This is a genomic window from Stenotrophomonas sp. NPDC077461, assembly GCF_049545475.1.
In the GTDB taxonomy this organism is placed as follows: Bacteria; Pseudomonadota; Gammaproteobacteria; order Xanthomonadales; family Xanthomonadaceae; genus Stenotrophomonas; species Stenotrophomonas nematodicola.
Genome location: NZ_JBMWDO010000001.1, coordinates 425,243 through 450,950, shown reverse-complemented (window position 1 = coordinate 450,950; position 25,708 = coordinate 425,243). Strand labels below are relative to the sequence as shown.

The window sequence follows — 25,708 nt, the reverse complement described above, 5'->3', positions numbered from 1 at the left end:
GCGACGTCGATCCGCATAATTCCGCTCCTGTTGACGCGCCCGTAGCTCAGTTGGATAGAGTACCTGGCTACGAACCAGGCGGTCGGGAGTTCGAATCTCTCCGGGCGCACCATCAACAGGCTGACAACGCCGCCGTTGGCAGCAGCAGTACAAAACGCGATGCACATGCGCCCGTAGCTCAGTTGGATAGAGTACCTGGCTACGAACCAGGCGGTCGGGAGTTCGAATCTCTCCGGGCGCACCACTGCATCGCGTGCAGCACTACAATCAGACAATGCAAATGCGCCCGTAGCTCAGTTGGATAGAGTACCTGGCTACGAACCAGGCGGTCGGGAGTTCGAATCTCTCCGGGCGCACCATTGCATCGACAAGAACGGCAGCCCTCGGCTGCTGTTTTTTTTTGGCCGTCTCCCCGCAACCCGGCGCGCGACGCTCATCCGCGCGACATCGCCTGCACCCGCACCGCCTGCATCACCAGGCGATCCGCCGCGCCCGGCAGTGCGGGCGCCGGGCACGCACCGCCGGCGGGGTCGTCGTGCGCCAGCCAGTCGTCCACCACACCGCCCAGCAGATCCACGCGCAGCGGCAGCGTGATGTGGTCCTCGCCGCGCATCTCGATGTAGTGCACGCGCGGACTGGATGATGCCAGCCGACGCCCCTGCTCCACCCGGACATGCTGGTCATCCTGGCCATGCAGCAGCAGGACGCAGGCCTGCGTACCGGACAGTGCGCGGGCCACATCGACGCGGTCCAGGTCCAGGTCCAGCCGCTGGCTGGCGGCGGCGATCACCTGGTCGATGTCCTGCCCCCCGTAGCGCCAGCGCCCGTACGCGGCCACCGCCTGCGCCTTCCAGCCACTCGGCTGCAGCGACATCAGGTGCGGAATCATGCTGCGGATCGCGTCGCCGGCATTGGCAAAGGACTCCATCGCCACCACGCCGGTGACCTGGTCGCCCAGCTTGTCGGCAGTGAACAACGCCGTGGCCGCCCCGTAAGAGACGCCGAACAGGTACAGCGGACCCGCGACTTCGCCGCGCTGGCGCAGCGTGCCGATCACATCGACCACATCGTCCGATTCGAACGTGCCATAGCCGGCCGGACCGGCGCCGGACTGACCGTGGTTGCGCAGGTCGATGGTGACCACGCGGTAGCCGGCCTGCGCCAGCTGCAGCGACCACGGCAGCATCGCATCGCCGTTCATCATCCACCCATGAAGGAGCACGACGGTGCCGCGCGGCGCCTGCGGCCGGAACGGATGCGGCACCGCCAGCTGCAGGCCGGTCTGCAGCGGCAGGCCGTTGTCGTGCTGTTGGGCCAGGTAGTGGTAGCGCGCGCCGTACTGGCCAGGATCGAACGCCCGCCAGAAGATCGGCACGCCCGCGCGGCCGGTGACGAAACCGTGTCGGTTCGGCACCGACGCCACCGCGTCGGCGATGCGCGCGGTATCCAGCAGCGTGGACACGCCGCCGGGGGCGACCAGACGATCGCTCAGCGACGTGGACGCGGACGAGGTCAGCGAGGAGCAGGCAGCCAGCCACAGGCCGGCCCCGGCCAGCAGCAACAGCAGCAGGCGTTTCATGGGCGTGGACGGACATCAACGGGCCGGGCAGCGTACTGGCTGCGCCGCAGGCGCTCTATCGCACCGGGATGACGGTGGCATGACAGCGCACCATCGGTTCAGCTTGGCCGGCGGCTCAGGCGCCGTGCCCGAGCCACGTCGCCATCGTCGGCCACCAGCCCTCGATCACCTGGGGCCGCTGCATGCGCTCGCGCCACCAGCGCAGCCCCGCGCCCTCCTCGCCGGTCCGCCAGGCCAGCCAGAAGGTTTCATCCGGCTTTGGCTCGTCCACCTGCCGGATCACCAGCCGCCCCTCGCGCACCGCCTGACGCACGTACGGCTCGGGCAGGAAGCCAAAGCCAAGACCGGCGCACTGGAGGCGGAACTTGCTGGCCGTATCGGGCACGGTCACTGTGTCCTGGCCCATCAGCAGGCCGACCGTGCGCGGCAGCAGCCGGCGCGCCGAGTCCGCCACCGCGATCGCGCAATGCGCCGCCAGCACCTCCCGTCCGAGCGGCTCAGGCGCTGTCGCCAACGGGTGCGAGGGCGCCACGGCAAAGACGAAGCGCACCACGCCCATCGGCTCGACCACGTATCCGCCCCCGCTCGGCCCCTCGCCCGCCGCGCCGACCAGCAGGTCGGCCCGGCGGTCCAGCAGGGCCTCCCAGGTACCGGACAACGCCTCACTGACCAGCCGCACCCGGGTCTGTTCGGCCACCGCCGTGAACGCCCGCACGTCCTCGGCCAGCAGCGCCGGGGGGAACATCGCATCCACCGCCACGGTCAGTTCGGCCTCCCAGCCGGACGCTACCCGGCGCACCCGCATTTCCAGCTCGCGCGCGGCGCGCAGCAGGTGCCGCCCCTCCTCCAGCAGCGCCTCACCGGCCGCGGTCAGGTGCGCGCGCGGGCCGATCCGGTCGAACAGCTGGACGCCCAGGTCCTCCTCCAGCTTGGACACCGTGTAGGAAATCGTCGATGGCACCTTGTGCAGCGCCTTGCCGGCGGCGGCGAACGAGCCGCGGCGGTCGATGGCATCCAGGATCTGCAGGGCATCGAGGCTGAGCTTGAGCATTCGAATTTTTCGATGATGGCTTGCAAAACTATCCGTTTTTCAAGTCCGTGGCGCAAGCGGATACTGGCCGCAACAGGAAAGGGAGCGGCAGCCGCCGCCCCGGACCGCCATCGAAACCATCGAACACCCAGGAGATTCCCATGCTGCAGATCCGCAAGAGCAACACCCGTGGCAAGGCCGACCACGGCTGGCTGAACTCCATGCACACCTTCTCCTTCGCCAACTACTATGACCCGCGCTATGTCAGCTTCGGCCCTCTGCGCGTGATCAACGAAGACCGCGTCCAGGGCGGCCAGGGCTTCGGCACCCACAGCCACAGCAACATGGAGATCATTTCCTACGTGCTTGGCGGCGCGCTGGAGCACAAGGACTCGATGGGCACCGGCTCGGTGCTGCGCTATGGCGACGTGCAGCGGATGAGTGCGGGCAGCGGCGTCAGCCACAGCGAGTTCAACCACTCGGCCGACGAGGCGGTGCACTTCCTGCAGATCTGGCTGTTCCCCGACCAGGAGAACATCGCCCCGAGCTACCAGGAAACCCACTTCGCGCCGGACACCAAGCGCGGCCAGCTCCGCCTGATCGCCTCGCGCGATGGCCGCGACGGTTCGCTGCTGATCCACCAGGATGCCAACATCTACGCGACCATCCTGGATGGCGATGACCGCGTGCACCTGCCGCTGGCCCCGCGTCGCGGCGCCTATGTGCAGGTCGCCCGTGGCCAGCTCCAGGTCAACGGCATCACCCTGGAAGCCGGTGATGCGCTGCAGATCAGCGACGAGGCGCAGGTCACGCTGGAGAATGGCAACGATGCCGAAGTGATCGTCTTTGAGCTGCCGCTGTAATCCCCCCCACTGAAACGCCGACACCCCGGTTGCCCGGGGTGTCGTGCGTTGCGCGGATCAGAACCTGTAGTTGAGCGTCAGGCGCACGTTGCGCGGCTCGCCCCAGGTGTAGGTGCTGTACCAGCTGAAGATCGTGTAATAACGCTTGTCGAGCAGGTTGTTGACGTTGACCGTCGCCGACAGCTGGTCGTTGAACTGGTAGCGCGCCATCGCATCCAGCAACCAGTACGGCTCAGTGCGATGGACCTGGCTTCCGCCGGTGGCCGGGTGGGTGATGGTGCCGAACGTACTGCCCTGCCAGCGCGCACCACCGCCAACGCTCCAGCCCTGCCCCGCACCGGTGAGGCGGTAGGTGCTGTGCACGCTGAACTGGTCTTCCGGTTCCAGCGTGGAGACCTTGGTGGACTGCTGCCGCGCGATCTTGTGCGCGTAGCCGCCCTGGACCTGCCAGCCCGGCGCGAGCTGACCGGAGATCTCCAGCTCATAGCCCCTGGTCCGCACGCCCATCAGCCCTTCATAGGCGATGCCACCGCCCGGTGTCCTGCCGCCGGTGGGCTGCGCGTAGTTGTCCTGCTCCAGCTGGAACACCGCCGCGCTCGCGTTGAGACGCCCTTCGTAGAACTCCGCCTTCAGGCCGGCCTCGTAGCTGCGCCCTTCCAACGGGTCCAGCAGCCGACCCTGTTCATCCTGGTTGCCCTGCGGCTTGAAAATGGTGCTGTAGCTGGCAAACACCGAGACGGTGCGGCTGAGGTCGTACACCACGCCGGCGTACGGCACGACCACGCCGCTCTCGTCGGTATCCGGGGATGTGTAGTTGGCGATGCGGCTGCCGAGGATCAGCTTCAGCGGGTCGGCCAGGTCGAAGCGGCCCACCACATAGGCACCGCTCTCCCGGGTAACCTGGTTGTCCCCATAGCTCCACTGCCAGTCCGGCTCGGGCACATCGCCGGTCCAGGCGTAATAGTCGGCAACGTCGCTCACGTAACCCGGCTGGGGCGAATACCCGTTGTTGACCCAGCGCTTGCGCGACACACTCCCGCCCACCACCAGTTCGTGCTGGCGACCGAACCATTCGAACCGGCCGCTCACGTACAGATCGGCGGCATTGCTGGTGGTCTTGCCGATGTACTGGCCCAGCCACATGCTCACGCCCTCGCCGGTGACGGGATCGGGATTGCCGCCGGCCGCCGCTCCCAGCGAGGCGTCGTAACCGTTGACCTGGTGGTTGAGCTGCAGCTTGGCGACCCAGTCGTTGCCGAAGGTGTGCTCCAGCGTGGCAAAGCCGGTGCGGGCGTACTGGCCCCAGCGGCTCCAGCGTGCGCCATTGTTGAATGAGCGCGGCATGCGGTTGAACTTGCCCGCGCTGTCCAGCAGTGGAATGCCGCCCCAGCTTGAGCCCTTGGGATCGCTGTCCTGGTAGTCGGCCCCCACCGTCAGCAGCGTGCTGTCGCCGATGTCGGTTTCCAGAATGCCGTAGAAGACCTCGTTGCTGCGCTGGTAATGGTCGACGTTGGACTGCTTGTCCTGGTACGCCGCCACCGCGCGTCCGCGCACGCGGCCGCTCCCGGTCAACGGACCACCGACATCCACGGCGGCCCGGTAGCTGTCCCACGAACCGGCCCCCAGCGTGACACTGCCGGCCGGCGCGCGGGTCGGCTTCTTGCGCACTAGGTTGATCGTCGCGCCGGGGTCCCCCATGCCGGTCAGCAGGCCGGTCGCGCCCTTGAGCACCTCGATGCGGTCGTAGATGGCGGTATCACTGAGCGTGTTGCCCGCCGAGTACGCCGAATCGCGCGCCATCGGGATGCCGTCGTACTGGAAGTTCTGCACCGCGAAGCCGCGTGCGTAGTACTCGGTGCGCTCGCTGTCGTAGGTGACGATGCTGATGCCCGGGGTGACCTTCATGACGTCGTCGATGCCATTGAGCCCGAAGTCGTTCATTTCCTGACGGGTGATCACGCTGATCGACTGCGGCGTCTGGCGCGGGCTGAGCACCAGACGCGTGGCGGTGGCGATCGTGCCCGGCGTGTAGGAGCCACTGCCTTCGGTCACTGTGCCCAATTGATTGGCGGTGACCTGCACCGTCGGCAGGGTCTGGGCAGCAGCATCCTCCGGCGGCGCCTCCTCCGCCTGCACGGCGGGGGCAAACAGACCCAGCCCGAGCACGCCACTCAGGGCCACGGTGAGCAGGGACAGGGAGGGTGCCGACGGACGTTCGGCAGGAATACGGCCCGAACGGGCCTGGGCAGTACGGGACACGACAACGGACACGGCAACGCCTCCAGTGAGGAACGACATCCTCTGGCGGCGGCTGGAGGTAGATGGGGGGAGGAAGGCGCTACGGCGCTTCCGCGGCAGCCACATGTTACAGCCTGCGGACATGCGATGCTTGGCGCCGCTGGATGCCCTGACTGGAGAAACACGGATGTACATCGCGCTTGCGACATCGCTGCTGCTGGCCCTCGCCGTCGCGGCCGCCCCACCGCAACTGGAGGACTACCCGGTCGAACTGACCCGGATCGACCATTTCGCACCAACCCGGCCTCCGCACGACGGGGTGACCTGGAAAATGGACATGTACCTGCGCGGCGACGGCCAGGACGGCGACCTCGACTTCGCGGACCGCTTCACCGTCTACCTGGCCGGCTGCGGCAGCGGCTGCATCGAATACGTATTGATCGACCGCGTCAGTGGCGAGGTCCACCCGGGCCAGACCCTCAACAACGGGCGCTTGGCTCACCGGCGCGACAGTCGCCTGTTGATCGTCACGCAGAACGACGGCTACGGGCATCCCGACCGGATCGAGTATCTGCTGTGGACGGGTGAACGGCTGGAGCGCATCGCGTACGAAGAGCGCGCCTTCGTCCCCGACTGAGACCTGCCGGGTGATGCAGCGGCCGCCCAAACAGAAAGGCCTTCGTACTTGCGTACGAAGGCCTTCTGCATAACTGGCGGAGCGGGAGGGATTCGAACCCTCGATAGAGCTTTTGACCCTATACTCCCTTAGCAGGGGAGCCCCTTCAGCCACTCGGGCACCGCTCCAGTGTTCTTGTTCCGCCGCTGTGATGTTTCATCTCAGCGGGGGCGCGAATAATAACGTTTTCCGCGCCCTCAGGTAAAGCCTTAATCGGAAGAATTTTCACTTCCAGCGGCATTCGGCTCGTCGCCGCGCTGGATGCGCTGGTAAATCTCTTCGCGGTGCACGGCAACGTCCTTCGGAGCGGTGATACCGATACGGACCTGGTTGCCCTTGACGCCGAGCACGGTCACGCTGACCGAGTCACCGATCATCAGGGTTTCGCCTACGCGGCGAGTCAGGATCAACATTTTTGCAAGTCTCCATGGAACCGGTGGTACTTCCCCACCGGCTTGGCGCCCAGCCAAGGAACGCCCCACGACAAAGGGAAAGGATTCGCCATAGTACCGTCAGCCGTCCCACGCCATCAAGGAGCAGGACAGTCGAGGCTTACGGCGTTCAGATACGCGGGGTGACCCAATCCACTACGGCGGCGAGCGCCGAGGCAAGGGCGGGCCCGTCCTCACCACCACCCTGGGCGAGATCCGGGCGACCGCCGCCCTTGCCCCCGATCTGACTTGCGATGTGCGACAACAGTTCCCCGGCCTTGACCTTGCCCGTTGCACTGCCGTTCACACCTGCCACCAGCGCGGCTTTGCCGTCCTGCACGCCGGCCAGCACGATGACGGTATCGCCCAGCTGCTGCTTGAGACGATCCACGGCATCACGCAGCGACCTGGCATCGAAACCCTCCAGACGCGCCGCCAGCACCTTGACGCCATTGACCTCTACCGCCGATGCGCCGAGGTCGGCGGTGGCGCCAGCGGCCTGCTTGGCCTTCAGGCCCTCCAGTTCGCGTTCAAGCTTTTTCTGCCGCTCGCCGAGCTGGCGGATCTTCTCGACCACATCGCTGGCCGTGCCGCCCAGCAGCGCCGCCGCTTCGGCAAGCTGCGCTTCCTCGTTGGCCACGTAGTCCAGCGCGCCCTGCCCGGTCACCGCCTCGATGCGGCGCACGCCCGAGGACACACCGCCTTCAGCGGTGATCTTGAACAGGCCGATGTCGCCGGTGCGCCCCACGTGCGTGCCACCGCACAGTTCGGTCGAGTAGTCGCCCATCTTCAGCACGCGCACGTGTTCGCCATATTTCTCGCCGAACAACGCCATCGCGCCAAAATCGAGAGCTTCCTGCATGCCCATGTTGTGCACTTCGGCGGCGTTGTTGGCACGCACCTGTTCGTTGACCTTGCGCTCGATCACCGCGAGCTCCTCGGCGCTGATCGGCTGGAAGTGCGAGAAGTCGAACCGCAGGCGGTCAGGCGCAACCAGCGAGCCCTTCTGCTGCACGTGGGTACCCAGCACCTCGCGCAGGGCGGCGTGCAACAGGTGGGTCGCCGAGTGGTTGAGGATGGTGGCGCCACGGCGCTGGCCATCGACCTCGCCGCTGAGCACGTCACCCACCTTCAGGCTGCCGCTCGTCACCCGGGTCACGTGGCCGTGGTACTGGCCCGCGAACTTCTGGGTGTCGCCAACCTGCAACTGCACGCCCGGGCCCGACAGCGTGCCGGTGTCGCCGACCTGGCCGCCGGATTCGGCGTAGAACGGGGTCTGGTCGGTCAGCACGATGACGTCATCACCGGCCTGCACCGCGTCCACCGGGCGGCCGTCCTTGAGCAGGGCCACCACGGTCAGGCCGTCGGCCTGCAGGCGGTCATAGCCCAGAAACACAGTGGGTTTGAGAGTGGCGACCAGCTCGGCGGACAGGACCACGCCTGCGCCACCCTTGCCTGCCTTGCGGCCGTCGTCGCGCTGCTTTTTCATCGCCGCGTCGAAGCCGTCGATGTCCACGGTCAGATCACGCTCACGCGCGATGTCCTGGGTCAGATCCAGGGGGAAGCCATAGGTGTCATAGAGGCGGAACGCGTCGGTGCCGGGGATCACGCCATCGGTCACCTGGGCGGCGACGTCGTCGAAGATCTTCATGCCCGAATCAAGCGTCTGGGCAAACCGCTCCTCTTCGGCCTGCAGCGCGCGCACGACGGTATCGGCCTGTGCCGGCAGGTCCGGGTAGGCTTCGCCCATCTGCTCGACCAGGGTCGGCACCAGCTTGCTGAAGAACGGCTGGCGCACGCCCAGCATCCAGCCGTGGCGCAGCGCGCGGCGGATGATCCGGCGCAGCACGTAGCCGCGGCCCTCATTGGACGGCAGCACGCCATCGACAATCAGGAACGAACAGGCGCGGATGTGATCGGCGATCACGCGCAACGACTTGTTTTCCAGATCGGCCATGCCGGTCAGTTCGCTGGCCTTGCGGATCAGCGCCTGGAACAGGTCGATCTCATAGTTGGTGTGAACGTGCTGAAGGATCGCGGCCAGGCGTTCCAGGCCCATGCCGGTATCCACGCACGGCGCCGGCAGCGGCACGAGGGTGCCGTCGGGCTGGCGGTCGAACTGCATGAACACCAGGTTCCAGATTTCGATGTAGCGGTCACCGTCTTCATCCGGCGAACCCGGGGGGCCACCGGCGATATGGTCGCCGTGGTCGTAGAAGATCTCGGTGCACGGACCGCAGGGGCCGGTGTCGGCCATCTGCCAGAAGTTGTCCGACGCGTACGGGGCGCCCTTGTTGTCGCCGATGCGCACGATGCGCGACTCCGGAATGCCGACCATGTCGCGCCACAGCGCGTAGGCCTCGTCATCGGTCTGGTAGACGGTGACCAGCAGACGCTCGGCCGGCAGCTTCCAGACCTGGGTCAGCAGCTCCCACGCCCAGGCGATGGCGTCCTTCTTGAAGTAGTCGCCGAAGGACCAGTTGCCAAGCATTTCAAAGAAGGTGTGGTGGCGCGCGGTGTAGCCGACCTGGTCCAGGTCGTTGTGCTTGCCGCCGGCACGCAGGCAGCGCTGGACATCGGCAGCGCGCACGTAGCTGCGCTTTTCCGCGCCCAGGAACACGTCCTTGAACTGCACCATGCCGGAGTTGGTGAACAGCAGGGTCGGATCATTGCCCGGCACCAGCGGCGCCGACGGCACGATGGTGTGGCCTTTGCCCTTGAAGAACTCAAGGAAGTCGCTGCGGATCTGGGAGGTAGTGAATTTGACGGATGCGTTCATGGGGGCTGGCTTTGTGCGGGCCGGTCGGTCCCTCGCAGGACCGCCGAAACCACAAAGGGTATCAGGCCCGGGCCGCTCAGTCCTCTGGGTCGTAACGGGTCGCCCGGCGGATGCTGTCGCCATCGAACCCACGGCGGGCAAGCAGATCGGCCGCCTTGCGCCGTTGTGGCAGCTCCTGCGGGCCGGCATCGCCGAACCGGCGCCGGACCAGATCGCGGGCGTTCTCGGTCCAATCGCCCTCGAAGGTCGCCAGCGCGGCCGCGACCTGCTCGCTGTCCAGCCCGTGGGTGCCCAGCTCCGCGCGGATATGCAGGGGGCCGTAGCCGGTACTGGCGCGGATGCGCACCAGGTTCTCGGCGAACCGGGTGTCGTCCTGCCAGCCGGCCTCGCTGAGCTTGTCCACGGCCGCTTCGGCCGCCTCGGTCTCGATGCCGCGGGCCTGCAGCTTGCGGGTCAACTCCTTGCGCGAGTGCTCACGGCGGACCAGCAGGCCCAGCGCTCGCTGGACCGGGGTCTGTTCGCGGACACGGCGCTTGCGGCCGGGTGCCGGGGCATCGGAATCGTGCATGACCACCTTCGATGAAATGCGCCGTCCCTGGCGCTCCCCCCGTCGGGGGAATACTGAAACCGCGGGACAGGGCAAGCGTCACTGACGGCGCCGCCCTGCCCCGCAGGAAACTCACTCGGCGTCGTCGCCGTCGTCGTCACCACCCTCGCGGACCGCTTCGGCCGGCTGGAACTTCTCGCGCAGCTCGGCTTCCAGGCGCTGGGCAACCTGCGGGTTGTCGCGCAGGTAACCACGGGCGTTGTCCTTGCCCTGACCGATGCGCTCTTCACCGTAGCTGTACCAGGCGCCGGCCTTCTCGACCAGCTTGGCTTCCACGCCCATGTCGATCAGTTCGCCCTCGCGGCTGATGCCCTCGCCATAGAGGATTTCGGTGATGACCTGCTTGAACGGCGGTGCCAGCTTGTTCTTGACGACCTTGATCTTGGTCTGGTTGCCGATGATCTCGTCGCCCTTCTTGATGGCGCCGATACGACGGATGTCCAGGCGCACCGAGGCGTAGAACTTCAGCGCGTTGCCGCCGGTCGTCACTTCCGGGCTCTGGCCCGGCATCATCACGCCGATCTTCATGCGCAGCTGGTTGATGAACACCACCAGGGTATTGGAGCGCTTGATGTTGCCGGTCAGCTTGCGCAGCGCCTGGCTCATCAGGCGGGCCTGCAGGCCCGGCAGCTGGTCGCCCATTTCGCCTTCGATTTCCGCCTTGGGGGTCAGCGCGGCGACCGAATCGACCACCACGATGTCCACCGAACCGGAACGCACCAGCATGTCGGCGATTTCCAGTGCCTGCTCGCCGGTATCGGGCTGGGACAGCAGCAGATCATCGACGTTCACGCCCAGCTTGGCGGCGTAGATCGGGTCCAGCGCATGCTCGGCGTCGATGAAGGCGGCGGTACCGCCCTTCTTCTGGCACTCGGCGATCGCCTGCAGGGTCAGGGTGGTCTTGCCCGAGGATTCCGGACCGTAGATCTCCACGACACGCCCCTTGGGCAGGCCACCGATGCCGAGCGCGATGTCCAGCATCAGCGAACCGGTGGGGATGACCTCGACCGCTTCGATGACGCGGTCACCCATGCGCATGACCGAGCCCTTGCCGAACTGCTTCTCGATCTGGCTCAGGGCGGCGGTCAACGCACGCTTTTTGTTCTCGTCCATCGTATTGGTCCTTGCAGAGGTCATGTCGTTGGAGGTGCTTTCTTTGGGAGTCTTCTTGGCCACGGGGTCACTTTAAGGTTGGCGTATCGCACAGGCTGAGATTCTGCCCGGCGTTCGGAAAAAAATTATCGGACATCCGTACCAACCTCAGCGGAACCAGAGAATCGCCACAAAGACCGCGCGTGTTTCAACAGCATCAGGACCTAGCGGTTGGGCCGCAGCAGTCCGCAATAGAGGCCTTCGATGGCGAAGTCCTGGTCGGGCAACACCTCGATCGGCTTGTAGTCGGGGTTGCGAGGCAGGAGCCGGATGCGGTCCTTGCCCATCTTCAGCAGCTTGACCGTGATCTCGTCATCGATGCGGGCGACCACGATCTGCCCCGACCGGGCGTCACGGGTGCGATGCACGCCGATCAGGTCGCCATCGAAGATGCCCTCGTCGATCATCGAGTCGCCCTGCACCTTCAGCAGGTAATCCGGTGCAGGCGAGAAGAACACCCGGTCCAGCACCACGAAATCGTCCGAGCCGATGTCCGCCCCGATCGGCAGACCGGCCGCAACCCGGCCGAGGACCGGCAGGCGCAGCACATGGTCCGGGAGCACGGCTGCGGCCAGCGAACCAGGCAGACCGTCCTGCAGCGGCGGCGCCTGCACCAGCCGGATGCCGCGCGCCTGGCCGGGGATGCGACGGATCGCCCCCGCCTGCTCCAGCGCCTCCAGGTGGTACTGCGCGGCGCGTACGCCCTTGAAGCCGAAGGCACGGGCGATTTCCGCCTGGGAGGGCGGTGCGCCATCGGTCTGGATACGCTCGGCGATCAACTGCAGGATCGCCTGCTGGGTGTCGGTCAGGTCCATGATTAGTAGTATTACTACTAAGGCCGGGGGTGCGCAAGTGCCTGCACAGACCGGGCGACCGGCAGCCGACCAACGGTCGGCGTTGCCTGTGGCACCGTCCGGTCCGGGGCGTCAGGGATTGCGCCCGGAGCGCCAGATCGAGAACAGGATCCACACGCCGCAGAAGCCGGCACCGACGAAGCCGGCCACACCCAGCGCCAGCAGCCAGCGGCTGGAGACCCCGCCCACGCTGTGCATCACGATCGAGGAGCCGATGATCAACGCCGCCGTCACGATACCCATCACCAGCCGGTTGGCGGCCCGGTTGACCTGATCGCCAAACCCTTCCAGGGCACGGGTCTCGACCTTGACCTGGAGGCGCCCGTTGCGCGCCATCTGCAGCAGCCGGCGGACATCGCGCGGAAGGTCGCCCATCAGGTCCATCGCCCCGAGCAGGCTGCGCTTGCCACGCTTGAGCATCGCCGCCGGCGCATAGCGCTGCCACATCACCCGTTCCAGGTACGGGCGCGCGGCGGTCGCCATGTCGAACTGTGGATCGAGCTGGCGGCCCATGCCTTCCAGGGTCAGGAAGGTCTTGATCATCAGCGCGAGGTCGGCCGGCAGGGTCAGGGCGTACTGGCGCAGGAGCTGCGTCACATCGCCCAGCATCAGGCCCATGTGCAGGTCCTTCAGCGGCACGCCACGGTACTGGTCGACGAAGGTACTGATGTCCTGCTGCAGGCGGGCTTCGTCCACGTCCACGCCACCGGCCCAGTCCAGCAGCACGTCCATGACCGGCTCGGGCTCCTGGGTCACCAGCCCATGCAGCAGCTGCGCGACCTGGAAGCGACGCTGCTCGGACAATGCGCCGACCATACCGAAGTCGATGACCCCGATCCGGCCGTCACGCAGGTAGATGATGTTGCCGGGATGTGGATCGGCATGAAACGCGCCGTCCTGCAGCACCATTTTGAGGATGATCCCGGCGCCGGTGCGCGCCAGCTGCACCCGGTCCAGGCCGGCGGCATCGACGCCCGCCAGATCCCGCCCCGGGATGCCATCCACGAAGTCCTGGACGTTCAGGCTCTCGCAGGTCCACTGCCAGTGCACGGCCGGAATGAAGATGTCCCGCCGCCCGTGGAAATTGCGCGCGATGCGCTCGGCATTGCGGCATTCGGCGGCGAAATCCAGTTCGCGCCGCAACGAGGTCTGGAACTGCTGCACCACTTCCGAAGGGCGGTAGCGGCGCAGGTCCGGCAGCCGCGCTTCGACGATCTCCGCCAGACGCGCCAGCAGGCGCAGGTCGGCCTCGATCACCTCGCGGATACCGGGTCGACGGATCTTGAGCACCACGGCCGAGCCATCATGCAGGGTCGCGCGATGCGCCTGCGCCAGCGATGCGGCGGCCATCGGGGTTTCATCGAGCCAGGCAAACACCTCGCTGGCCGGGGCGCCCAGATCGCGTTCGAGCTGATCGCGCACCTGCGCATACGGCAGCGCCGGCACCGCGTTCTGCAGCTCGGAGAATTCGGCGATCCAGTCGGGCGGGAACAGGTCCACGCGGGTGGCCAGCACCTGGCCGAGTTTGACGAAGGTGGGGCCGAGGTCTTCCATCGCGCGGCGCACCCGCACCGGCGCGGTCATGCGCAGCATCTGCTGGGTGTCGTTCCAGTGCAGCAGGCGCCCGGCCCGTTCGAGGACGTCGGCCAGGCCGATCCGGCGTACCAGGTCGCCGAAGCCATAGCGGATCAGGACCGAGGCGATTTCCTGCAATCGCCCCAGGTCGCGCACGGTTCCCAGCGTTTCCCACATTGCGCTCACTCCTGTCGGCACACGCGCTCAGGATGTCACACCGGCGGGAAGATTCCCGTCAGCGCCTGGTGCACGGTCTGCCGCCGTATGGCTTCGCGGTCGCCGTCGAACTGGAAGAGCTGCGCGCGCGCATAGCCGCCACGCTGCTTCCAGCCGATCCAGACACTCCCCACCGGCTTGTCGGGGCTGCCGCCGCCGGGACCGGCGATACCGGTGACGGCCACCGCCATCCCCGCGCCGGAATTGACCAGCGCGCCAGAGACCATTTCCAGCACGGTTTCCCGGCTGACCGCGCCGAACTGCTCCAGTGTCTGCGCGCGCACGCCGAGCAGGCGCTGCTTGGCTTCGTAGCTGTAGACGACCATGCCGCAGTCGAAGAACGCCGACGAGCCGGCCACATCGGTCATGGCCTTGGCGATCCAGCCGCCACTGCAGCTTTCGGCGGTGACCAGCTGCAGCGCAGCCTGCTGCAGGCGCTGGCCGACGTCACGGGCGAGAACGCCCAGGTCGGCATCGGAGGGAACGGTCATGGGGGTCCAGGATCAACAGGGGCACAGCCCCCGTTTTAGCCGAAAACCAGCGTGCTGTCGTGCCATGACGGTGCGACGGTGTGTCGCGCCGTCACCATTCGGGCACCTTCTCCGGCAGCAGCGCGCGGATCGGCTCACCCCCCTCGCCTGCGGCCAGTTTTTCGGCCTCGGCGATCGGAATCTCCACGCTGAGCAGCCAGCCGTCCTCGTCGGCCTGCTCGCTGCGGACCACCTCCAGACGGTGCAGGCGCGACCGCAGGCGGCCGGCGCTGGGCGGCAGGCGCAGGTCGCCGGTCACATGCTGCAGGCCCAGGCGCTTGCCCAGCACCGACTGCAGCAGGTCCAGTCCCAGGCCGTCACGGGCCGAGATCCAGACACGTTCGCGGCGCGCCGTGTCGGGGATGCCGTCCTGTGCGTCGTGGCGCACCTCGCTGCCCTCGATGCGGTCGATCTTGTTGAACACCAGCAGCTGCGGCAATTCGCCCGCGCCCACCTCGTTGAGCACGTCGTCGACCTGGGCGATGCGTTCTTCGCGATGCGGATCGGCCGCGTCCACCACATGCAGCAGGAAGTCGGCCTCGCGCGCTTCACTCAGGGTCGCGCGGAACGCGGCCACCAGCTCGTGCGGCAGATCGCGCACAAAGCCCACGGTATCGGCCAGCACCACGTTGCCACCGGGGACCGCAATGCGGCGCACGGTCGGATCCAGGGTCGCGAACAGCTTGTCGGCGGCGTAGGCTTCAGCGCCGGTCAGCGCATTGAACAGCGTCGATTTGCCGGCATTGGTGTACCCCACCAGCGCCACACGCGGCAGTTCGCTGCGCACGCGGGCACGGCGCATCTGGGTGCGCTGCACTTCGACCTTCTCGAGCCGCTTCTGCAGCTGTTCGACCCGCTTCTGCAGCAGGCGGCGATCGGTTTCCAGCTGGGTTTCGCCCGGGCCGCGCAGGCCGATGGCACCACCACGCTGACGCTCCAGGTGGGTCCAGCCGCGCACCAGCCGCGTGGCCATGTGGCGCAGCTGCGCCAGCTCGACCTGCAGCTTGCCTTCGTGGCTGTGCGCACGCTGGGCGAAAATATCCAGGATCAACCCGGTGCGGTCGATCACGCGGCGCTCCAGGAACCGCTCCAGGTTGCGCTCCTGCGACGGCGACAGCGCATGGTTGACCAGCACCAGATCCGCCCCGGTGGCCTCGGCCGCCGCCTTGATCTCGTCCAGCTTGCCGGACCCGATCAGAATCGACGGGTTGGGGCGATCGATGCGCGCGGTCAGGGTCGCCGCGATGGTGGCCCCGGCCGAGCGGGCCAGATCGGTGAACTCTTCCAGCACGTCTTCTTCGAGCCGGCCGGCATGCGGCTGGATCAGGAGCGCGTGTTCGCCTCGCTTGGAACGATCAAACACGCAGTTCTCCCGTATTGCTCAACCTGTCACTCAACGTCTTCTTCACCTTGGGCGCCTTCGGCGCCACCTTCGTTGGACTGCACATAACCACCGCCCGGCCCGACCCGCACATTGCGCGCCGGCACCACGGTCGAAATGGCGTGCTTGTACACCATCTGGCTGACCGTATTGCGCAGCAGGACCACGAACTGGTCGAACGATTCAATCGTGCCCTGCAATTTGATGCCATTGACCAGATACACCGATACCGGCACGCGCTCGCGCCGAAGTGCATTCAGAAACGGATCCTGCAGCGATTGCCCCTTGGACATTGCACACTCCTGATTATTGTTTTTATGGTTGTCCAGCAGTTGACGCGGCCCCCGCCGCCCACTGGAATCCTTGATGGTACACGGGGTGGGCGCGTGAAGGCGTGGTGTCAGCGACCGACAAAGGTCGAAACCGCGTCCGCCAGAGAAGCACGGTCGATATGAGGGTCGAACCAGCGGGCATCAAGTTCGCCCCTCAGCCAGGTCAGCTGCCGTTTGGCCAACTGGCGGGTGGCGTAAATGCCCCGGTCGCGGAACTCGGCGGCGCTGCCCTGCCCGTCCAGGTACTCCCACGCCTGCCGATAGCCGACCGCACGGATCGCCGGCAGGTCCAGCGGCGTCGCCACCTGGGCCATCGCCGGCAGCGCGCGCAGGGCGCGCACTTCATCGAGAAAGCCGTGGGCGAGCATGGCGTCGAAGCGGGTCGCAATCCGCTGGTGCAGGACGCTGCGCTCGCGCGGCGCCAGCACCAGCTTCAACGCGCGTACCGGCAGGCGGTCCACGCCTGGCAGCTTCTGCCACTCGCTGATCGGGCGGCCGGTCAGGCGAAAGACTTCGAGCGCACGTTGGATGCGTTGTGGGTCGGTGGCATGAATGCGCGCAGCGGCGGCAGGATCGACCTCGCCCAGATGCGCGTGCATCGCCGCCCAGCCGTGCTCGGCCGCCTCGGCGGCGATGCCGGCGCGGACGGCCGGATCGGCCTGCGGCATCGGCGACAGGCCCTGCAGCAGGGCGCGGAAGTACAGCCCGGTACCGCCGGCAAGGATCGGCAGCTTGCCGCGCGCCACGATGTCGGCCACCGCCCGGCCGGCGTCGGCGGCGAACTCGGCGGCCGAGTACGTCTGCCACGGATCGCGCAGGTCCAGCAGATGATGCGGTGCCTGCGCCCGCTCGATGGCATCGGGTTTGGCCGAGCCGATGTCCAGACCCCGATAGACCAGCGCCGAATCGACGCTGACGATCTCACCGTCCAGCTGGCGGGCCAGCGCGATGGCGGTGGCCGTCTTGCCCGAGGCCGTCGGCCCCATCAGGGCGATCGCCAGGGGGCGGGTATCGGCGGCCATCAGTCCTCGTCCGGCCAGCGCGGCATCGCCGGCTTTGCCTCCAGGCGCACCGCCGGCACTGCGGCCACGGCCGCCCATACCTTGAGCGCATCGACGGTGGCGGCGACATCGTGGACGCGCAGCAGCATCGCGCCGCGCTGGGCCGCGATCAGGTGCGCGGCGACCGAACCGGCCACGCGCTCGCGCGGCGACTCGCGGCCGGTCAGTTCGCCGATGCTGCGCTTGCGCGACAGGCCGGCCAGCATCGGCACGCCCAGCTCCAGGAACCGCTCAGAGCGCGCCAGCAGCGTCATGTTGTGCTCGGTGGACTTGCCGAAGCCGAAGCCCAGGTCGATGACCAGGTGCTTCCTGGCGATGCCCGCCATCTCAGCGGCGAACAGGCGCTCGGCCAGGAAGCGGTGGACCTCGGCCACGACATCGTCGTAGTGCGGCGTGTCCTGCATGCTGCCCGGCTCACCCTGCATGTGCATCAGCACGACCGGCACGTCGAGGTCGGCGGCCGCCGCGAGCGCCCCTTCCTGGCGCAGTGCACGGATGTCATTGATCATGCCGGCGCCCGCCGCCACCGCCGCACGCATCACGTCTGGCTTGAAGGTGTCGATGCTGATGGGCACGGGGGTCTGGCGCGCCAGCGCCTCGATGACCGGCACCACCCGGCGCAGCTCCTCGTCCAGCGGCACCGGCGCACTGCCGGGCCGGGTCGATTCGCCGCCGATATCCAGCAGGTCCGCGCCCTCGGCCACCAGTTGCAGGCCATGCGCCACCGCAGCGTCCACCGTGTTGTGCGCGCCACCGTCGGAGAAGGAATCCGGGGTGACGTTGACGATGCCCATTACGCGCGGACGGTCCAGCCGCAGTACGCGGCCAGCGCAGTCCAGCTGGGGAGAAATATCGAACATGGGCCGTTCCACAAAGTACGCCAGCGGGTAGTTTACGCCGGCCCGCAGGGCCGGCTGCCGGGGTCAGCGCTGGCGGCGCCTGCGCTCCACGTACAGGGTCTTGGCGATGCTCAACAGCACGCCGACGGCGATGCCGATGCCGGCACCGAGCAGCAGGTTGTCGCGGGCCAGGCCGATGCCCACGCCCACGATCGTGGCGATCACCATTTCGGCGGTGTGCGAGATCGGCTGCGGCGGGGGGATGGACATGGCGACTCCGGGACGGAAGCGAAAACGGGTCGCCATTATGACCCGCGCCCGGGTCGGGCGACGGCCCTGCGCGGCTCTGTCGCAGCCTGTACGGAAACGACGAAGGCCGGGTTTCCCCGGCCTTCGTCGTTCAGGCATTGCCCGCTCAGTGCTGCTCGGCAGGACCGGCGATCGGCGGCAGCGGACGGGCGTCGCCGCCCTTGTCATTGTTGCTGCCACCGTCCTTGTTGGACTTGCCCCAACCGGCCGGCGGCGGCGGATCGCGGCCTTCCATGATCGCATCGATCTGCGGCGCGTCGATGGTCTCGTACTGCAGCAGCAACTGGGACATCGTGTGCAGCTTGTCGAGGTTGGCCGTCAGCAGCTCGGTGGTGCGGGCGTAGGCCTTGTCCAGAATGCTGCGCACGACTTCATCGATGCGGCGCGCGGTATCGTCGGACACGCTCTTGTGCTGGGTGACCGAACGGCCCAGGAACACCTCATCGTCCTCTTCGCCATAGGCGATCGGGCCGAGCTGCTCGGACAGGCCCCACTTGGTGACCATGTTGCGGGCCATTTTGGTGGCACGCTCGATGTCGTTGGATGCGCCGGTGGTGACCTTGTCGGCACCGAAGATCAGCTCTTCGGCAACGCGGCCGCCGTACAGCGAGCACAGCTGCGATTCGATCGCCACGCGGTTCATCGAGTACTTGTCGCCTTCCGGCAGGTACATGGTCACGCCCAGCGCTCGGCCGCGCGGAATGATCGTGACCTTGTAGACCGGATCATGCTCGGGCACCAGGCGGCCGACGATGGCATGGCCGGCTTCATGGTAGGCGGTCAGCGTCTTTTCTTCCTCGCTCATCGCCATCGAACGGCGCTCGGCGCCCATCAGGATCTTGTCGCGGGCACGGTCGAAGTGGTCCATGCGGACTTCCTTCTCGTTGCCACGGGCGGCGAACAGCGCCGCCTCGTTGCAGAGGTTGGCCAGGTCCGCGCCAGAGAAGCCCGGCGTACCGCGCGCGATCACCATCGGCACGACGTCGTCGGCCAGCGGCAGCTTGCGCATATGCACCTTGAGGATCTGCTCGCGACCCTTGACGTCCGGCAGGCCCACCACCACCTGGCGGTCGAAGCGGCCCGGACGCAGCAGCGCCGGGTCCAGCACGTCGGGACGGTTGGTGGCGGCGATGACGATCACGCCCTCGCCTCCCTCGAAGCCGTCCATTTCGACCAGCAACTGGTTCAGGGTCTGCTCGCGCTCATCATGACCACCGCCCAGGCCGGCGCCACGATGGCGGCCGACGGCGTCGATCTCGTCGATGAAGATGATGCACGGCGCATGCTTCTTGGCCTGCTCGAACATGTCGCGGACGCGGCTGGCGCCGACACCGACGAACATTTCCACGAAGTCCGAACCGGAGATCGAGAAGAACGGCACCTTGGCTTCGCCTGCGATGGCGCGCGCCAGCAGGGTCTTGCCGGTACCGGGCGGGCCCACCATCAACACGCCGCGCGGAATCTTGCCGCCCAGCTTGGTGAACTTGGTCGGATCACGCAGGAAGTCGACCAGCTCGCCGACTTCTTCCTTGGCCTCGTCGCAGCCGGCGACGTCGGCGAAGGTGACCTTGATCTGGTCTTCGCCCTGCAGTTTGGCGCGGGACTTGCCGAAGGACATCGCGCCCTTGGCACCACCGCCACCGCCCTGCATCTGGCGCATGATGAAGATCCAGAAGCCGATGATCAGGATCACCGGAAGGAAGTTCATCAGGATGGAGACGAACGAAATGCCGCTCGACGGCGCTTCCTGGGCAATTTCCACGCCCTTGCCGCGCAGCACATTGATCAGGTCGCGATCGTACGGCGCGCTGATGGTGGCCGACTGGCCACCGCGGGTGGTGTAGGAGATCTCGGTGGTCGCGCCACGGGCGTCGCCGCCCAGCGTGACCTTCTGGACGTTGCCGCTGTCCACCTGGTCGAGGAACTGCGAGTAGGTCGTGCCCTGTGCGCCAGCGCCGCTGCTCTTAGGCGAGAAGCTCTGGAAAACCACCATCAGCACGACGGCGACGACCACCCATAGCAGGAGGTTCTTGGTCAAGTCGTTCATCCTCATTGGCTCCGGTGTTCCTTTAATTCCTGACGCGATTCGTATGGTTGAGCTTACTTGATCTGGGCGCGTTTTCCCTGGCCCAGGGCGTAAACCTCGGGCGAGCGCTTTCGGGACGCTTCAGGCTTGCGGATCACCACTCTGTCGTAACGCCGGCGCATCTCACGCACGTAGTCGTCAAAGCCCACGCCCTGGAACAGCTTGATCAGGAACGCGCCACCCGGCTTGAGGTGCTGGTCGGCGAAATCCATCGCCAACTCCGCCAGGTGCATCATCCGCGGTTGGTCGACCGCGTCCATGCCACTTTTATTGGGGGCCATATCCGAGAGCACAAGGTCTACCGGCTGATCCCCCAGCATGGCTTCGAACTGCGATAGGACGGCCTGCTCCCTGAAGTCGCCGTGAAGGAACTCCACGCCGGCCAGCGGCGGCATCTCCAGGATGTCCAGGGCCAGGACCCGGCCGGTGTCGCCGATCTGGCGCCGGATCTGCTGCGACCAGCCGCCCGGGGCCGCGCCCAGGTCGACCACGACCATGTGCGGCTTCAGCAGCCGGTCACGCTCGAGCAGCTCCTCCAGTTTGTAGGCCGCACGCGAGCGCATGCCCTCGGCCTGGGCCTTCTTCACGAAGGGGTCGGAGAAGTGCTCTTTCAACCAGCGTTGACTGCTTTTGCTGCGCGTTGCCATTGGATGCGGGCCGGATGGGGTGGTCATGATACCCTGATCGCCCCAGTTAACCGCTTGTTTCCTGAATGTCCATCACCCTGACCTCGTCCCAGACCCGCTTCCTCCGCGGCCACGCCCATGATCTGAAAGCCCTGCTGCAGATCGGCGGCAAGGGGGTCACGCCGGCCTTCCTGGCCGAACTGGACGAAGTCCTGGAACGCCACGAACTGGTCAAAGTCAAAGTGTCCGCCGAGGACCGCGAGGCCCGTGACGCCATGATTGCCGAGCTGGCCGCGGCCTCCGGCAGTGCCCTGGTGCAGCGCATCGGCCACGTGGCCGTGCTGTACCGCCCGAGCAAGGAACAGCGTCAGATCGTCCTGCCGCGCGGCTGATTCCGGAAGACCCCATGCAGCTGAGCCACGAAATCCCCGACTACGCCTACGCCCTGCGTGCCGCCGACGGCCGTACGGCGAAAGTGAACGAGCGGACGCTGGCCTCCAGTTTCATCCTGGCGCCGGACACGCTGATCGAGGCGTGGCCGGTGGCCACCATCGCCGAACTGACCCCCGACCACCTGCAGCCGGTGCTGGCGTTGAATCCGGCGCTGGTGGTGCTGGGCACCGGGGACACGCAGGTGTTCCCGCCAGCAGCGGTGATGGCGGCCTGCCTGACCCGCGGGATCGGCCTGGAAGTGATGAACAACCCGGCTGCCGCGCGCACTTTCAACATCCTCGCCAGCGAGGGTCGGAAGGTGGCGGCCGCATTCATCCTGACCGGCTGAACCTGCTGGAATCCGTTCAGGAAAGGCCGCCGCCAGGCGGCCTTTTTTGTTGGCGAGGATGCGGACGGCCTCGTTGGCCGTTGTCGATCATTGCCGCGCTGCGCGCGGCCAGCCGACCATCGGTCGGCGCTACCGGGGGTTGCCGCGCTCGGCGCGGCGGTTACTTCGGCGGCAGGTACAGCAGCGGGTCGACCGGCTTGCCGTTGTAACGGATCTCAAAGTGCAGCATGTCGCGCGGGGCACCCGTGCGGCCCATCTCGGCAATCTGCTCCCCTGCCTTGACGCTCTGGCCTTCGTTGACGAGGCGCTTGCGGTTGTGACCATAGGCCGACAGCCACTGGTCGCTGTGCTTGATGATGATCAGCTCACCGAAGCCGACCAGGCCGGCGCCGGAGTACACCACCACGCCGCCGGCGGTTGCGCGCACGGGCTGGCCGCTGCTGCCGGCGATGTCAACGCCCTGCTTGGTCGCCTCGCCGGCGACGAACTTGCCGACGATCGCGCCATCGGCCGGCCAACGCCAGCTGATGTTGCTCCTGATCGCCGTGGTCGGCGCCGACGCGGGGGCCGGCGTCGGGGCGGTGCCCGGGCGCGGCGCCGTCACGACGGTGGTCGGTGCACGGCTGCCGCTGCCACCGGGGTACAGCCGGAGCGTCTGCCCAGGGTAGATCGTGTACGGCTCGGACAGCCCGTTCCACGCCGCCAGGTCACGCGGGGTGATGTTGTGGATGCGGGCCAGCGCGTACAGCGTGTCGCCCCGGCGGATCACTGCCGTCTGTCCCGGCTTGGCCACCGATCTCTGCGGCGTGGGATGTGCGGTGGTGCCGCCGCTGCCCGAGGGGCGCACCACGGTGGCGGTGCCACAGGCGCTCAACGCGGACACCACCAGCAGCAGCGCGCCGGCGCGCGCTCCCTTGCTCATACGATCAACACTCATGCGAACTTCGACCTCCATACAAGCCAGGCAACCAAGCCCACCACCAGCACGGTCGCGACCCAGCCCAGCGGTTCGATCCAACGCCGCAGCGCGGCTTCCGCGCGCGGACCGCCGATGCGGATGACAGCCGCCAGGACATACACCCGCTTGCCCCGCCCGATCAGCATGCTCAGGAAGTACTGCGGCAACGGCACGCCGACAATACCCGAAGCCCACGTGAAGACCTTCATCGGAATCGGCATGAACCCGCCGAGCACCAGGAAGGTGAACACCGCCCACGGCGATTCGGCCATCTTGGCCTGCACCACCGCGATGCCGCCTTCGATGCTCGACAGCATGCCCAACGCGGCGAACACCGGCTTGAGCGCCTCGAACGCGTAATGCCCGAGCGCGTAACCCACCAGCGCACCGGCCATCGAGCCAGCCAGGCTGAGCGTGGCGAACCACCAGCCACGTTTGGGCTGGGCCACGCACATCGGCGCAAGCATCACCTCGGGCATCACCGGGAAGATGATCGCCTCGATGAAGCTCAGTACCGTGAGATACGTGGGTGCACGCTCATGCGCCGCCCACTTCATCGCCCGCTCGTACAGCGGGCCAAAGATCTTCATGACGCAACGCTCCTTGGAATCAATCCAGCATGCCAGACAGCAGCGGCACGAACGTGACCGGCGCCAATACCTGGTGTTCAACACTGCCGTCGTCGCGACGGGTGAGCTGCACCAGCGACTGCGCGCCGGGCCCGCCCACCGGCGCCACCAGGCGACCGCCCACGGCCAGTTGCTCGACCAGCGCATCCACCAGCGCCGGGGCGGCCGCGGTGACCACGATGGCGTCGTACGGCCCGTGCTCGGCCCAGCCCGCGCGACCATCGTCGTGCTTGCTGCGGATGTTCATGCCCAGCGCCCGGAAGCGCTTGCGCGCCTGCCGCAGCAGGTCGCCGATGCGCTCGACGGTGTAGACCTCCAGACCCACCGCACCGAGTACAGCGGCCTGGTAACCCGAGCCGGTGCCGACTTCCAGCACTTTTCTGGGCGCGGACTGCAGCACCGCTTCGGTCATGCGGGCCACCACCCAGGGCTGGGAGATGGTCTGGCCGTGGCCGATCGGCAATGCGGTGTCTTCGTAGGCGCGCGATGCCAGTGCCTCATCGATGAACAGATGGCGGGGCACGACGCGGATCGCGTTGAGCGTGACCTCGTCGGCGATGCCAGCGTCACGCAGGCGGTCGACCAGCCGGTCGCGCACGCGCTGGGACGTCATGCCGATGCCGACCGCTTCAGGCTGCAGGCGCAGGCGCTGGGTCATGCCGGGCGATCCAGGACGGCGGTGAGCCCGCCCACCCAGCTGGCGACTTTCTCCAGCGCCTGATACCGGGTCAGGTCCACCTGGATCGGCGTGATCGAGATGAAGCCGTTGCGCACGGCGTGGAAGTCGGTGCCGGGACCGGAATCCTGTTCGCGACCGGCCGGGCCGATCCAGTACACCTCGTTGCCGCGCGGATCGCGCTGTGGAATGCAGCCTTCGGCGCGGTGGCGGTTGCCCAGGCGGCTGACTTCAAAGCCGCGCACCTGGTCCCACGGCAGGTCCGGGACGTTGACGTTGAGAATGGTGTCGGCGGGCAGTGGATCGGCCTTGAGCCGCGCCACGATCGCCACCGCGGCGCGCGCGGCGGTCTCGAAATTGCGCGCCTCGTGGTTGTGCGTCACCAGCGACACCGCCACCGCCGGCAGACCGAGAAAGCGCCCTTCCATCGCCGCCGAGACCGTGCCGGAATAGATGACGTCATCGCCCAGGTTGGCGGCGTTGTTGATGCCCGACACCACGATGTCCGGCTCGTACTCGAGCAGCCCGGTCAGTGCCAGGTGAACGCAGTCGGTGGGCGTCCCGGCGACCGAACAGGTGTAGTGGTCGATGCGCTTGAGCCGGATCGGCAGGTCCAGGGTGAGCGAGTTGCTGGCCCCCGAGCGATCACGGTCGGGGGCGACCACCATCACTTCATGGCCGGCCTCGCGCAGCACCGTGGCAAGCATCCGGATGCCCGGGGCATCGACACCGTCGTCATTGCTGACCAGGATCCGCATCTGCGATTTAACCGCTTGATTTTTCAAGACTTCGATTCCATCACTTTCCAGCGTTGGCGGGGTCGATGCTCATCCGTGCGGGGAGCATCGACCGCGCAAGTGCGTCAGCTATTGTGCCGCATGCGGGCAGATCGTCCTACCCCGCAGACGGTAGGCAGCGGCCATCGCCTCGCATTACGCTGTACGCATGTCACATCCTGAAGACGAAGATCCGGCGGCGCTGTTCCGCTCGGCGATCGGGGCGGTCACACCGCTGAAGAAGCCGGCCGCGCCGCCGCCCGCCACGCCGCGGCCGAAACCGCGCGCGCGCATGGCCGAGCAGGATGACCAGGCGGCGCGCGGCGAGTTTGCCCGGCTGCTGCGCGACAGCAACCCGCTGGAGGCCGGCGATACCGCCAGCTACCGGCGCGACACCCTGCCCGCGCGCATGTTCCAGCGGCTCAAGCGCGGCCAGTATTCCGTCCAGGACGAGCTGGACCTGCACGGCGCCACCGTTGCCCAGGCCGACGCGATGCTGCGCCAGTTCCTGCAGGAAGCGCATGCGCACGACTATGGCTGCGTGCGCATCATCCACGGGAAGGGGCTGCAGTCCGACGGCGGTGCGCCGGTACTCAAGAACCTGGTCGATCGCCTGCTGCGCCTGCGCAACGATGTGCTGGCGTTTCATTCCGCCCCCGCCGGACAGGGGGGCACCGGCGCGGTGCTGGTGCTGCTGAGCAACCGCTAGCCGGGCAGCGCCCGG

Annotated in this window: 26 protein-coding genes and 4 tRNA genes; 8 read left to right on the top strand and 22 right to left on the bottom strand. The window is 67.2% G+C overall.

Features of this window, described 5'->3' with window-relative positions; genetic code table 11:
- Nucleotides 1-35: 35 nt before the first annotated feature.
- From ACPEH8_RS02150 to ACPEH8_RS02140, 3 genes are all read left to right on the top strand, one after another.
- A tRNA-Arg gene (locus tag ACPEH8_RS02150) sits at nucleotides 36-112 on the top strand.
- A 55-nt stretch (nucleotides 113-167) separates the two neighbouring features.
- Nucleotides 168-244, top strand: a tRNA-Arg gene (locus ACPEH8_RS02145).
- Nucleotides 245-282: 38 nt separating this feature from the next.
- A tRNA-Arg gene (locus ACPEH8_RS02140) sits at nucleotides 283-359 on the top strand.
- A 74-nt stretch (nucleotides 360-433) separates the two neighbouring features.
- Here ACPEH8_RS02140 and ACPEH8_RS02135 read toward each other — a convergent pair.
- Nucleotides 434-1,579, bottom strand: coding sequence for an alpha/beta hydrolase (locus ACPEH8_RS02135; protein WP_423665907.1), 1,146 nt, complete (start codon nucleotides 1,577-1,579; stop codon nucleotides 434-436).
- A gap of 115 nt (nucleotides 1,580-1,694) precedes the next feature.
- A complete protein-coding gene (locus tag ACPEH8_RS02130) occupies nucleotides 1,695-2,630 on the bottom strand; it encodes a LysR family transcriptional regulator (protein ID WP_017357634.1) in 936 nt (311 codons plus the stop codon).
- A 140-nt stretch (nucleotides 2,631-2,770) separates the two neighbouring features.
- On the opposite strand from ACPEH8_RS02130, the gene ACPEH8_RS02125 reads away from it, so the two are divergent.
- Entirely contained in the window at nucleotides 2,771-3,472 is a 702-nt protein-coding gene (locus ACPEH8_RS02125) for a pirin family protein (protein WP_136006399.1), read from the top strand.
- Nucleotides 3,473-3,529: 57 nt separating this feature from the next.
- Here ACPEH8_RS02125 and ACPEH8_RS02120 read toward each other — a convergent pair whose 3' ends face one another.
- Complete coding sequence (locus ACPEH8_RS02120; RefSeq protein ID WP_423666148.1) at nucleotides 3,530-5,623, bottom strand: TonB-dependent siderophore receptor; 2,094 nt, start codon at nucleotides 5,621-5,623, stop codon at nucleotides 3,530-3,532.
- A 274-nt stretch (nucleotides 5,624-5,897) separates the two neighbouring features.
- Between ACPEH8_RS02120 and ACPEH8_RS02115 the strand changes: the two genes are divergently transcribed.
- Nucleotides 5,898-6,347 (top strand): hypothetical protein, encoded by a 450-nt coding sequence (locus ACPEH8_RS02115; protein WP_017357637.1) that lies wholly within the window; start codon nucleotides 5,898-5,900, stop codon nucleotides 6,345-6,347.
- 74 nt (nucleotides 6,348-6,421) lie between these two features.
- On the opposite strand, the gene ACPEH8_RS02110 is transcribed toward ACPEH8_RS02115, so the two are convergent.
- The 15 genes from ACPEH8_RS02110 to rlmE form a co-directional block, all read right to left on the bottom strand.
- Nucleotides 6,422-6,514, bottom strand: a tRNA-Ser gene (locus tag ACPEH8_RS02110).
- A gap of 81 nt (nucleotides 6,515-6,595) precedes the next feature.
- A complete protein-coding gene (gene csrA, locus ACPEH8_RS02105; RefSeq protein WP_017357638.1) occupies nucleotides 6,596-6,799 on the bottom strand; it encodes a carbon storage regulator CsrA in 204 nt (67 codons plus the stop codon).
- A 148-nt stretch (nucleotides 6,800-6,947) separates the two neighbouring features.
- On the bottom strand, nucleotides 6,948-9,596 hold the full coding sequence (gene alaS / locus ACPEH8_RS02100) for an alanine--tRNA ligase (protein WP_017357639.1): 2,649 nt from the start codon (nucleotides 9,594-9,596) through the stop codon (nucleotides 6,948-6,950).
- 76 nt (nucleotides 9,597-9,672) lie between these two features.
- Entirely contained in the window at nucleotides 9,673-10,164 is a 492-nt protein-coding gene (recX, locus tag ACPEH8_RS02095; protein ID WP_136006396.1) for a recombination regulator RecX, read from the bottom strand.
- Nucleotides 10,165-10,275: 111 nt separating this feature from the next.
- Complete coding sequence (recA, locus tag ACPEH8_RS02090; RefSeq protein WP_026071041.1) at nucleotides 10,276-11,316, bottom strand: recombinase RecA; 1,041 nt, start codon at nucleotides 11,314-11,316, stop codon at nucleotides 10,276-10,278.
- 203 nt (nucleotides 11,317-11,519) lie between these two features.
- Nucleotides 11,520-12,170: a transcriptional repressor LexA gene (lexA, locus tag ACPEH8_RS02085; RefSeq protein ID WP_136006394.1), complete on the bottom strand. Its 651-nt coding sequence runs from the start codon at nucleotides 12,168-12,170 to the stop codon at nucleotides 11,520-11,522.
- 111 nt (nucleotides 12,171-12,281) lie between these two features.
- The gene (gene ubiB, locus ACPEH8_RS02080; protein ID WP_136006392.1) at nucleotides 12,282-13,961 is read right to left on the bottom strand and encodes a 2-polyprenylphenol 6-hydroxylase; all 1,680 of its coding nucleotides are present in this window, start codon (nucleotides 13,959-13,961) and stop codon (nucleotides 12,282-12,284) included.
- A 35-nt stretch (nucleotides 13,962-13,996) separates the two neighbouring features.
- On the bottom strand, nucleotides 13,997-14,491 hold the full coding sequence (locus ACPEH8_RS02075; RefSeq protein ID WP_017357644.1) for a CinA family protein: 495 nt from the start codon (nucleotides 14,489-14,491) through the stop codon (nucleotides 13,997-13,999).
- Between the two features lie 91 nt (nucleotides 14,492-14,582).
- Entirely contained in the window at nucleotides 14,583-15,893 is a 1,311-nt protein-coding gene (hflX, locus tag ACPEH8_RS02070) for a ribosome rescue GTPase HflX (protein ID WP_136006390.1), read from the bottom strand.
- Nucleotides 15,894-15,919: 26 nt separating this feature from the next.
- The gene (gene hfq / locus ACPEH8_RS02065; protein ID WP_017357646.1) at nucleotides 15,920-16,204 is read right to left on the bottom strand and encodes an RNA chaperone Hfq; all 285 of its coding nucleotides are present in this window, start codon (nucleotides 16,202-16,204) and stop codon (nucleotides 15,920-15,922) included.
- A gap of 107 nt (nucleotides 16,205-16,311) precedes the next feature.
- Complete coding sequence (gene miaA, locus ACPEH8_RS02060) at nucleotides 16,312-17,265, bottom strand: tRNA (adenosine(37)-N6)-dimethylallyltransferase MiaA (protein ID WP_136006388.1); 954 nt, start codon at nucleotides 17,263-17,265, stop codon at nucleotides 16,312-16,314.
- Complete coding sequence (gene folP, locus ACPEH8_RS02055) at nucleotides 17,265-18,164, bottom strand: dihydropteroate synthase (RefSeq protein ID WP_153164314.1); 900 nt, start codon at nucleotides 18,162-18,164, stop codon at nucleotides 17,265-17,267. Before folP ends, miaA begins: the two co-directional genes overlap by 1 nt.
- A 63-nt stretch (nucleotides 18,165-18,227) precedes the next feature.
- Nucleotides 18,228-18,413 carry a hypothetical protein gene (locus tag ACPEH8_RS02050; RefSeq protein WP_017357610.1) on the bottom strand — a complete coding sequence of 62 codons (186 nt, stop codon included), beginning with the start codon at nucleotides 18,411-18,413 and terminating at the stop codon, nucleotides 18,228-18,230.
- 145 nt (nucleotides 18,414-18,558) lie between these two features.
- On the bottom strand, nucleotides 18,559-20,499 hold the full coding sequence (gene ftsH, locus ACPEH8_RS02045) for an ATP-dependent zinc metalloprotease FtsH (protein ID WP_017357611.1): 1,941 nt from the start codon (nucleotides 20,497-20,499) through the stop codon (nucleotides 18,559-18,561).
- A gap of 53 nt (nucleotides 20,500-20,552) precedes the next feature.
- Nucleotides 20,553-21,185 (bottom strand): 23S rRNA (uridine(2552)-2'-O)-methyltransferase RlmE, encoded by a 633-nt coding sequence (rlmE, locus tag ACPEH8_RS02040; RefSeq protein ID WP_017357612.1) that lies wholly within the window; start codon nucleotides 21,183-21,185, stop codon nucleotides 20,553-20,555.
- Between the two features lie 65 nt (nucleotides 21,186-21,250).
- Here rlmE and yhbY point away from each other — a divergent pair, with 65 nt between their 5' ends.
- Nucleotides 21,251-21,556 carry a ribosome assembly RNA-binding protein YhbY gene (yhbY, locus tag ACPEH8_RS02035; RefSeq protein ID WP_017357613.1) on the top strand — a complete coding sequence of 102 codons (306 nt, stop codon included), beginning with the start codon at nucleotides 21,251-21,253 and terminating at the stop codon, nucleotides 21,554-21,556.
- 14 nt (nucleotides 21,557-21,570) lie between these two features.
- A complete protein-coding gene (locus ACPEH8_RS02030; protein WP_017357614.1) occupies nucleotides 21,571-21,945 on the top strand; it encodes an Mth938-like domain-containing protein in 375 nt (124 codons plus the stop codon).
- A 160-nt stretch (nucleotides 21,946-22,105) separates the two neighbouring features.
- On the opposite strand, the gene ACPEH8_RS02025 is transcribed toward ACPEH8_RS02030, so the two are convergent.
- The 4 genes from ACPEH8_RS02025 to surE are packed head-to-tail and all read right to left on the bottom strand — an operon-like array spanning nucleotide 22,106 to nucleotide 24,966.
- Entirely contained in the window at nucleotides 22,106-22,882 is a 777-nt protein-coding gene (locus ACPEH8_RS02025) for a peptidoglycan DD-metalloendopeptidase family protein (protein WP_423665905.1), read from the bottom strand.
- Nucleotides 22,879-23,493 (bottom strand): YqaA family protein, encoded by a 615-nt coding sequence (locus ACPEH8_RS02020; protein ID WP_136006378.1) that lies wholly within the window; start codon nucleotides 23,491-23,493, stop codon nucleotides 22,879-22,881. The genes ACPEH8_RS02025 and ACPEH8_RS02020 overlap by 4 nt, the downstream gene beginning before the upstream one ends.
- A gap of 19 nt (nucleotides 23,494-23,512) precedes the next feature.
- Nucleotides 23,513-24,190, bottom strand: a complete 678-nt coding sequence (locus tag ACPEH8_RS02015; protein WP_136006377.1) for a protein-L-isoaspartate(D-aspartate) O-methyltransferase — start codon at nucleotides 24,188-24,190, stop codon at nucleotides 23,513-23,515.
- A complete protein-coding gene (gene surE / locus ACPEH8_RS02010; protein ID WP_136006375.1) occupies nucleotides 24,187-24,966 on the bottom strand; it encodes a 5'/3'-nucleotidase SurE in 780 nt (259 codons plus the stop codon). The genes ACPEH8_RS02015 and surE overlap by 4 nt, the downstream gene beginning before the upstream one ends.
- A 187-nt stretch (nucleotides 24,967-25,153) precedes the next feature.
- On the opposite strand from surE, the gene ACPEH8_RS02005 reads away from it, so the two are divergent.
- Nucleotides 25,154-25,693, top strand: coding sequence for a Smr/MutS family protein (locus ACPEH8_RS02005; protein ID WP_136006373.1), 540 nt, complete (start codon nucleotides 25,154-25,156; stop codon nucleotides 25,691-25,693).
- The last annotated feature ends 15 nt before the right edge of the window (nucleotides 25,694-25,708 follow it).

Coding starts and splice junctions, on each gene's coding strand:
- ACPEH8_RS02135 (WP_423665907.1), bottom strand. CDS start 1,579: ATGAAACGCCTGCTGCTGTTGCTGCTGGCCGGGGCCGGCCTGTGGCTG.
- ACPEH8_RS02130 (WP_017357634.1), bottom strand. CDS start 2,630: ATGCTCAAGCTCAGCCTCGATGCCCTGCAGATCCTGGATGCCATCGAC.
- ACPEH8_RS02125 (WP_136006399.1), top strand. CDS start 2,771: ATGCTGCAGATCCGCAAGAGCAACACCCGTGGCAAGGCCGACCACGGC.
- ACPEH8_RS02115 (WP_017357637.1), top strand. CDS start 5,898: ATGTACATCGCGCTTGCGACATCGCTGCTGCTGGCCCTCGCCGTCGCG.
- csrA (WP_017357638.1), bottom strand. CDS start 6,799: ATGTTGATCCTGACTCGCCGCGTAGGCGAAACCCTGATGATCGGTGAC.
- alaS (WP_017357639.1), bottom strand. CDS start 9,596: ATGAACGCATCCGTCAAATTCACTACCTCCCAGATCCGCAGCGACTTC.
- recX (WP_136006396.1), bottom strand. CDS start 10,164: ATGCACGATTCCGATGCCCCGGCACCCGGCCGCAAGCGCCGTGTCCGC.
- recA (WP_026071041.1), bottom strand. CDS start 11,316: ATGGACGAGAACAAAAAGCGTGCGTTGACCGCCGCCCTGAGCCAGATC.
- lexA (WP_136006394.1), bottom strand. CDS start 12,170: ATGGACCTGACCGACACCCAGCAGGCGATCCTGCAGTTGATCGCCGAG.
- ubiB (WP_136006392.1), bottom strand. CDS start 13,961: ATGTGGGAAACGCTGGGAACCGTGCGCGACCTGGGGCGATTGCAGGAA.
- ACPEH8_RS02075 (WP_017357644.1), bottom strand. CDS start 14,491: ATGACCGTTCCCTCCGATGCCGACCTGGGCGTTCTCGCCCGTGACGTC.
- hfq (WP_017357646.1), bottom strand. CDS start 16,204: ATGTCCAAGGGGCAATCGCTGCAGGATCCGTTTCTGAATGCACTTCGG.
- miaA (WP_136006388.1), bottom strand. CDS start 17,265: ATGGCCGCCGATACCCGCCCCCTGGCGATCGCCCTGATGGGGCCGACG.
- folP (WP_153164314.1), bottom strand. CDS start 18,164: ATGTTCGATATTTCTCCCCAGCTGGACTGCGCTGGCCGCGTACTGCGG.
- ACPEH8_RS02050 (WP_017357610.1), bottom strand. CDS start 18,413: ATGTCCATCCCCCCGCCGCAGCCGATCTCGCACACCGCCGAAATGGTG.
- ftsH (WP_017357611.1), bottom strand. CDS start 20,499: ATGAACGACTTGACCAAGAACCTCCTGCTATGGGTGGTCGTCGCCGTC.
- rlmE (WP_017357612.1), bottom strand. CDS start 21,185: ATGGCAACGCGCAGCAAAAGCAGTCAACGCTGGTTGAAAGAGCACTTC.
- yhbY (WP_017357613.1), top strand. CDS start 21,251: ATGTCCATCACCCTGACCTCGTCCCAGACCCGCTTCCTCCGCGGCCAC.
- ACPEH8_RS02030 (WP_017357614.1), top strand. CDS start 21,571: ATGCAGCTGAGCCACGAAATCCCCGACTACGCCTACGCCCTGCGTGCC.
- ACPEH8_RS02025 (WP_423665905.1), bottom strand. CDS start 22,882: ATGAGTGTTGATCGTATGAGCAAGGGAGCGCGCGCCGGCGCGCTGCTG.
- ACPEH8_RS02020 (WP_136006378.1), bottom strand. CDS start 23,493: ATGAAGATCTTTGGCCCGCTGTACGAGCGGGCGATGAAGTGGGCGGCG.
- ACPEH8_RS02015 (WP_136006377.1), bottom strand. CDS start 24,190: ATGACCCAGCGCCTGCGCCTGCAGCCTGAAGCGGTCGGCATCGGCATG.
- surE (WP_136006375.1), bottom strand. CDS start 24,966: ATGCGGATCCTGGTCAGCAATGACGACGGTGTCGATGCCCCGGGCATC.
- ACPEH8_RS02005 (WP_136006373.1), top strand. CDS start 25,154: ATGTCACATCCTGAAGACGAAGATCCGGCGGCGCTGTTCCGCTCGGCG.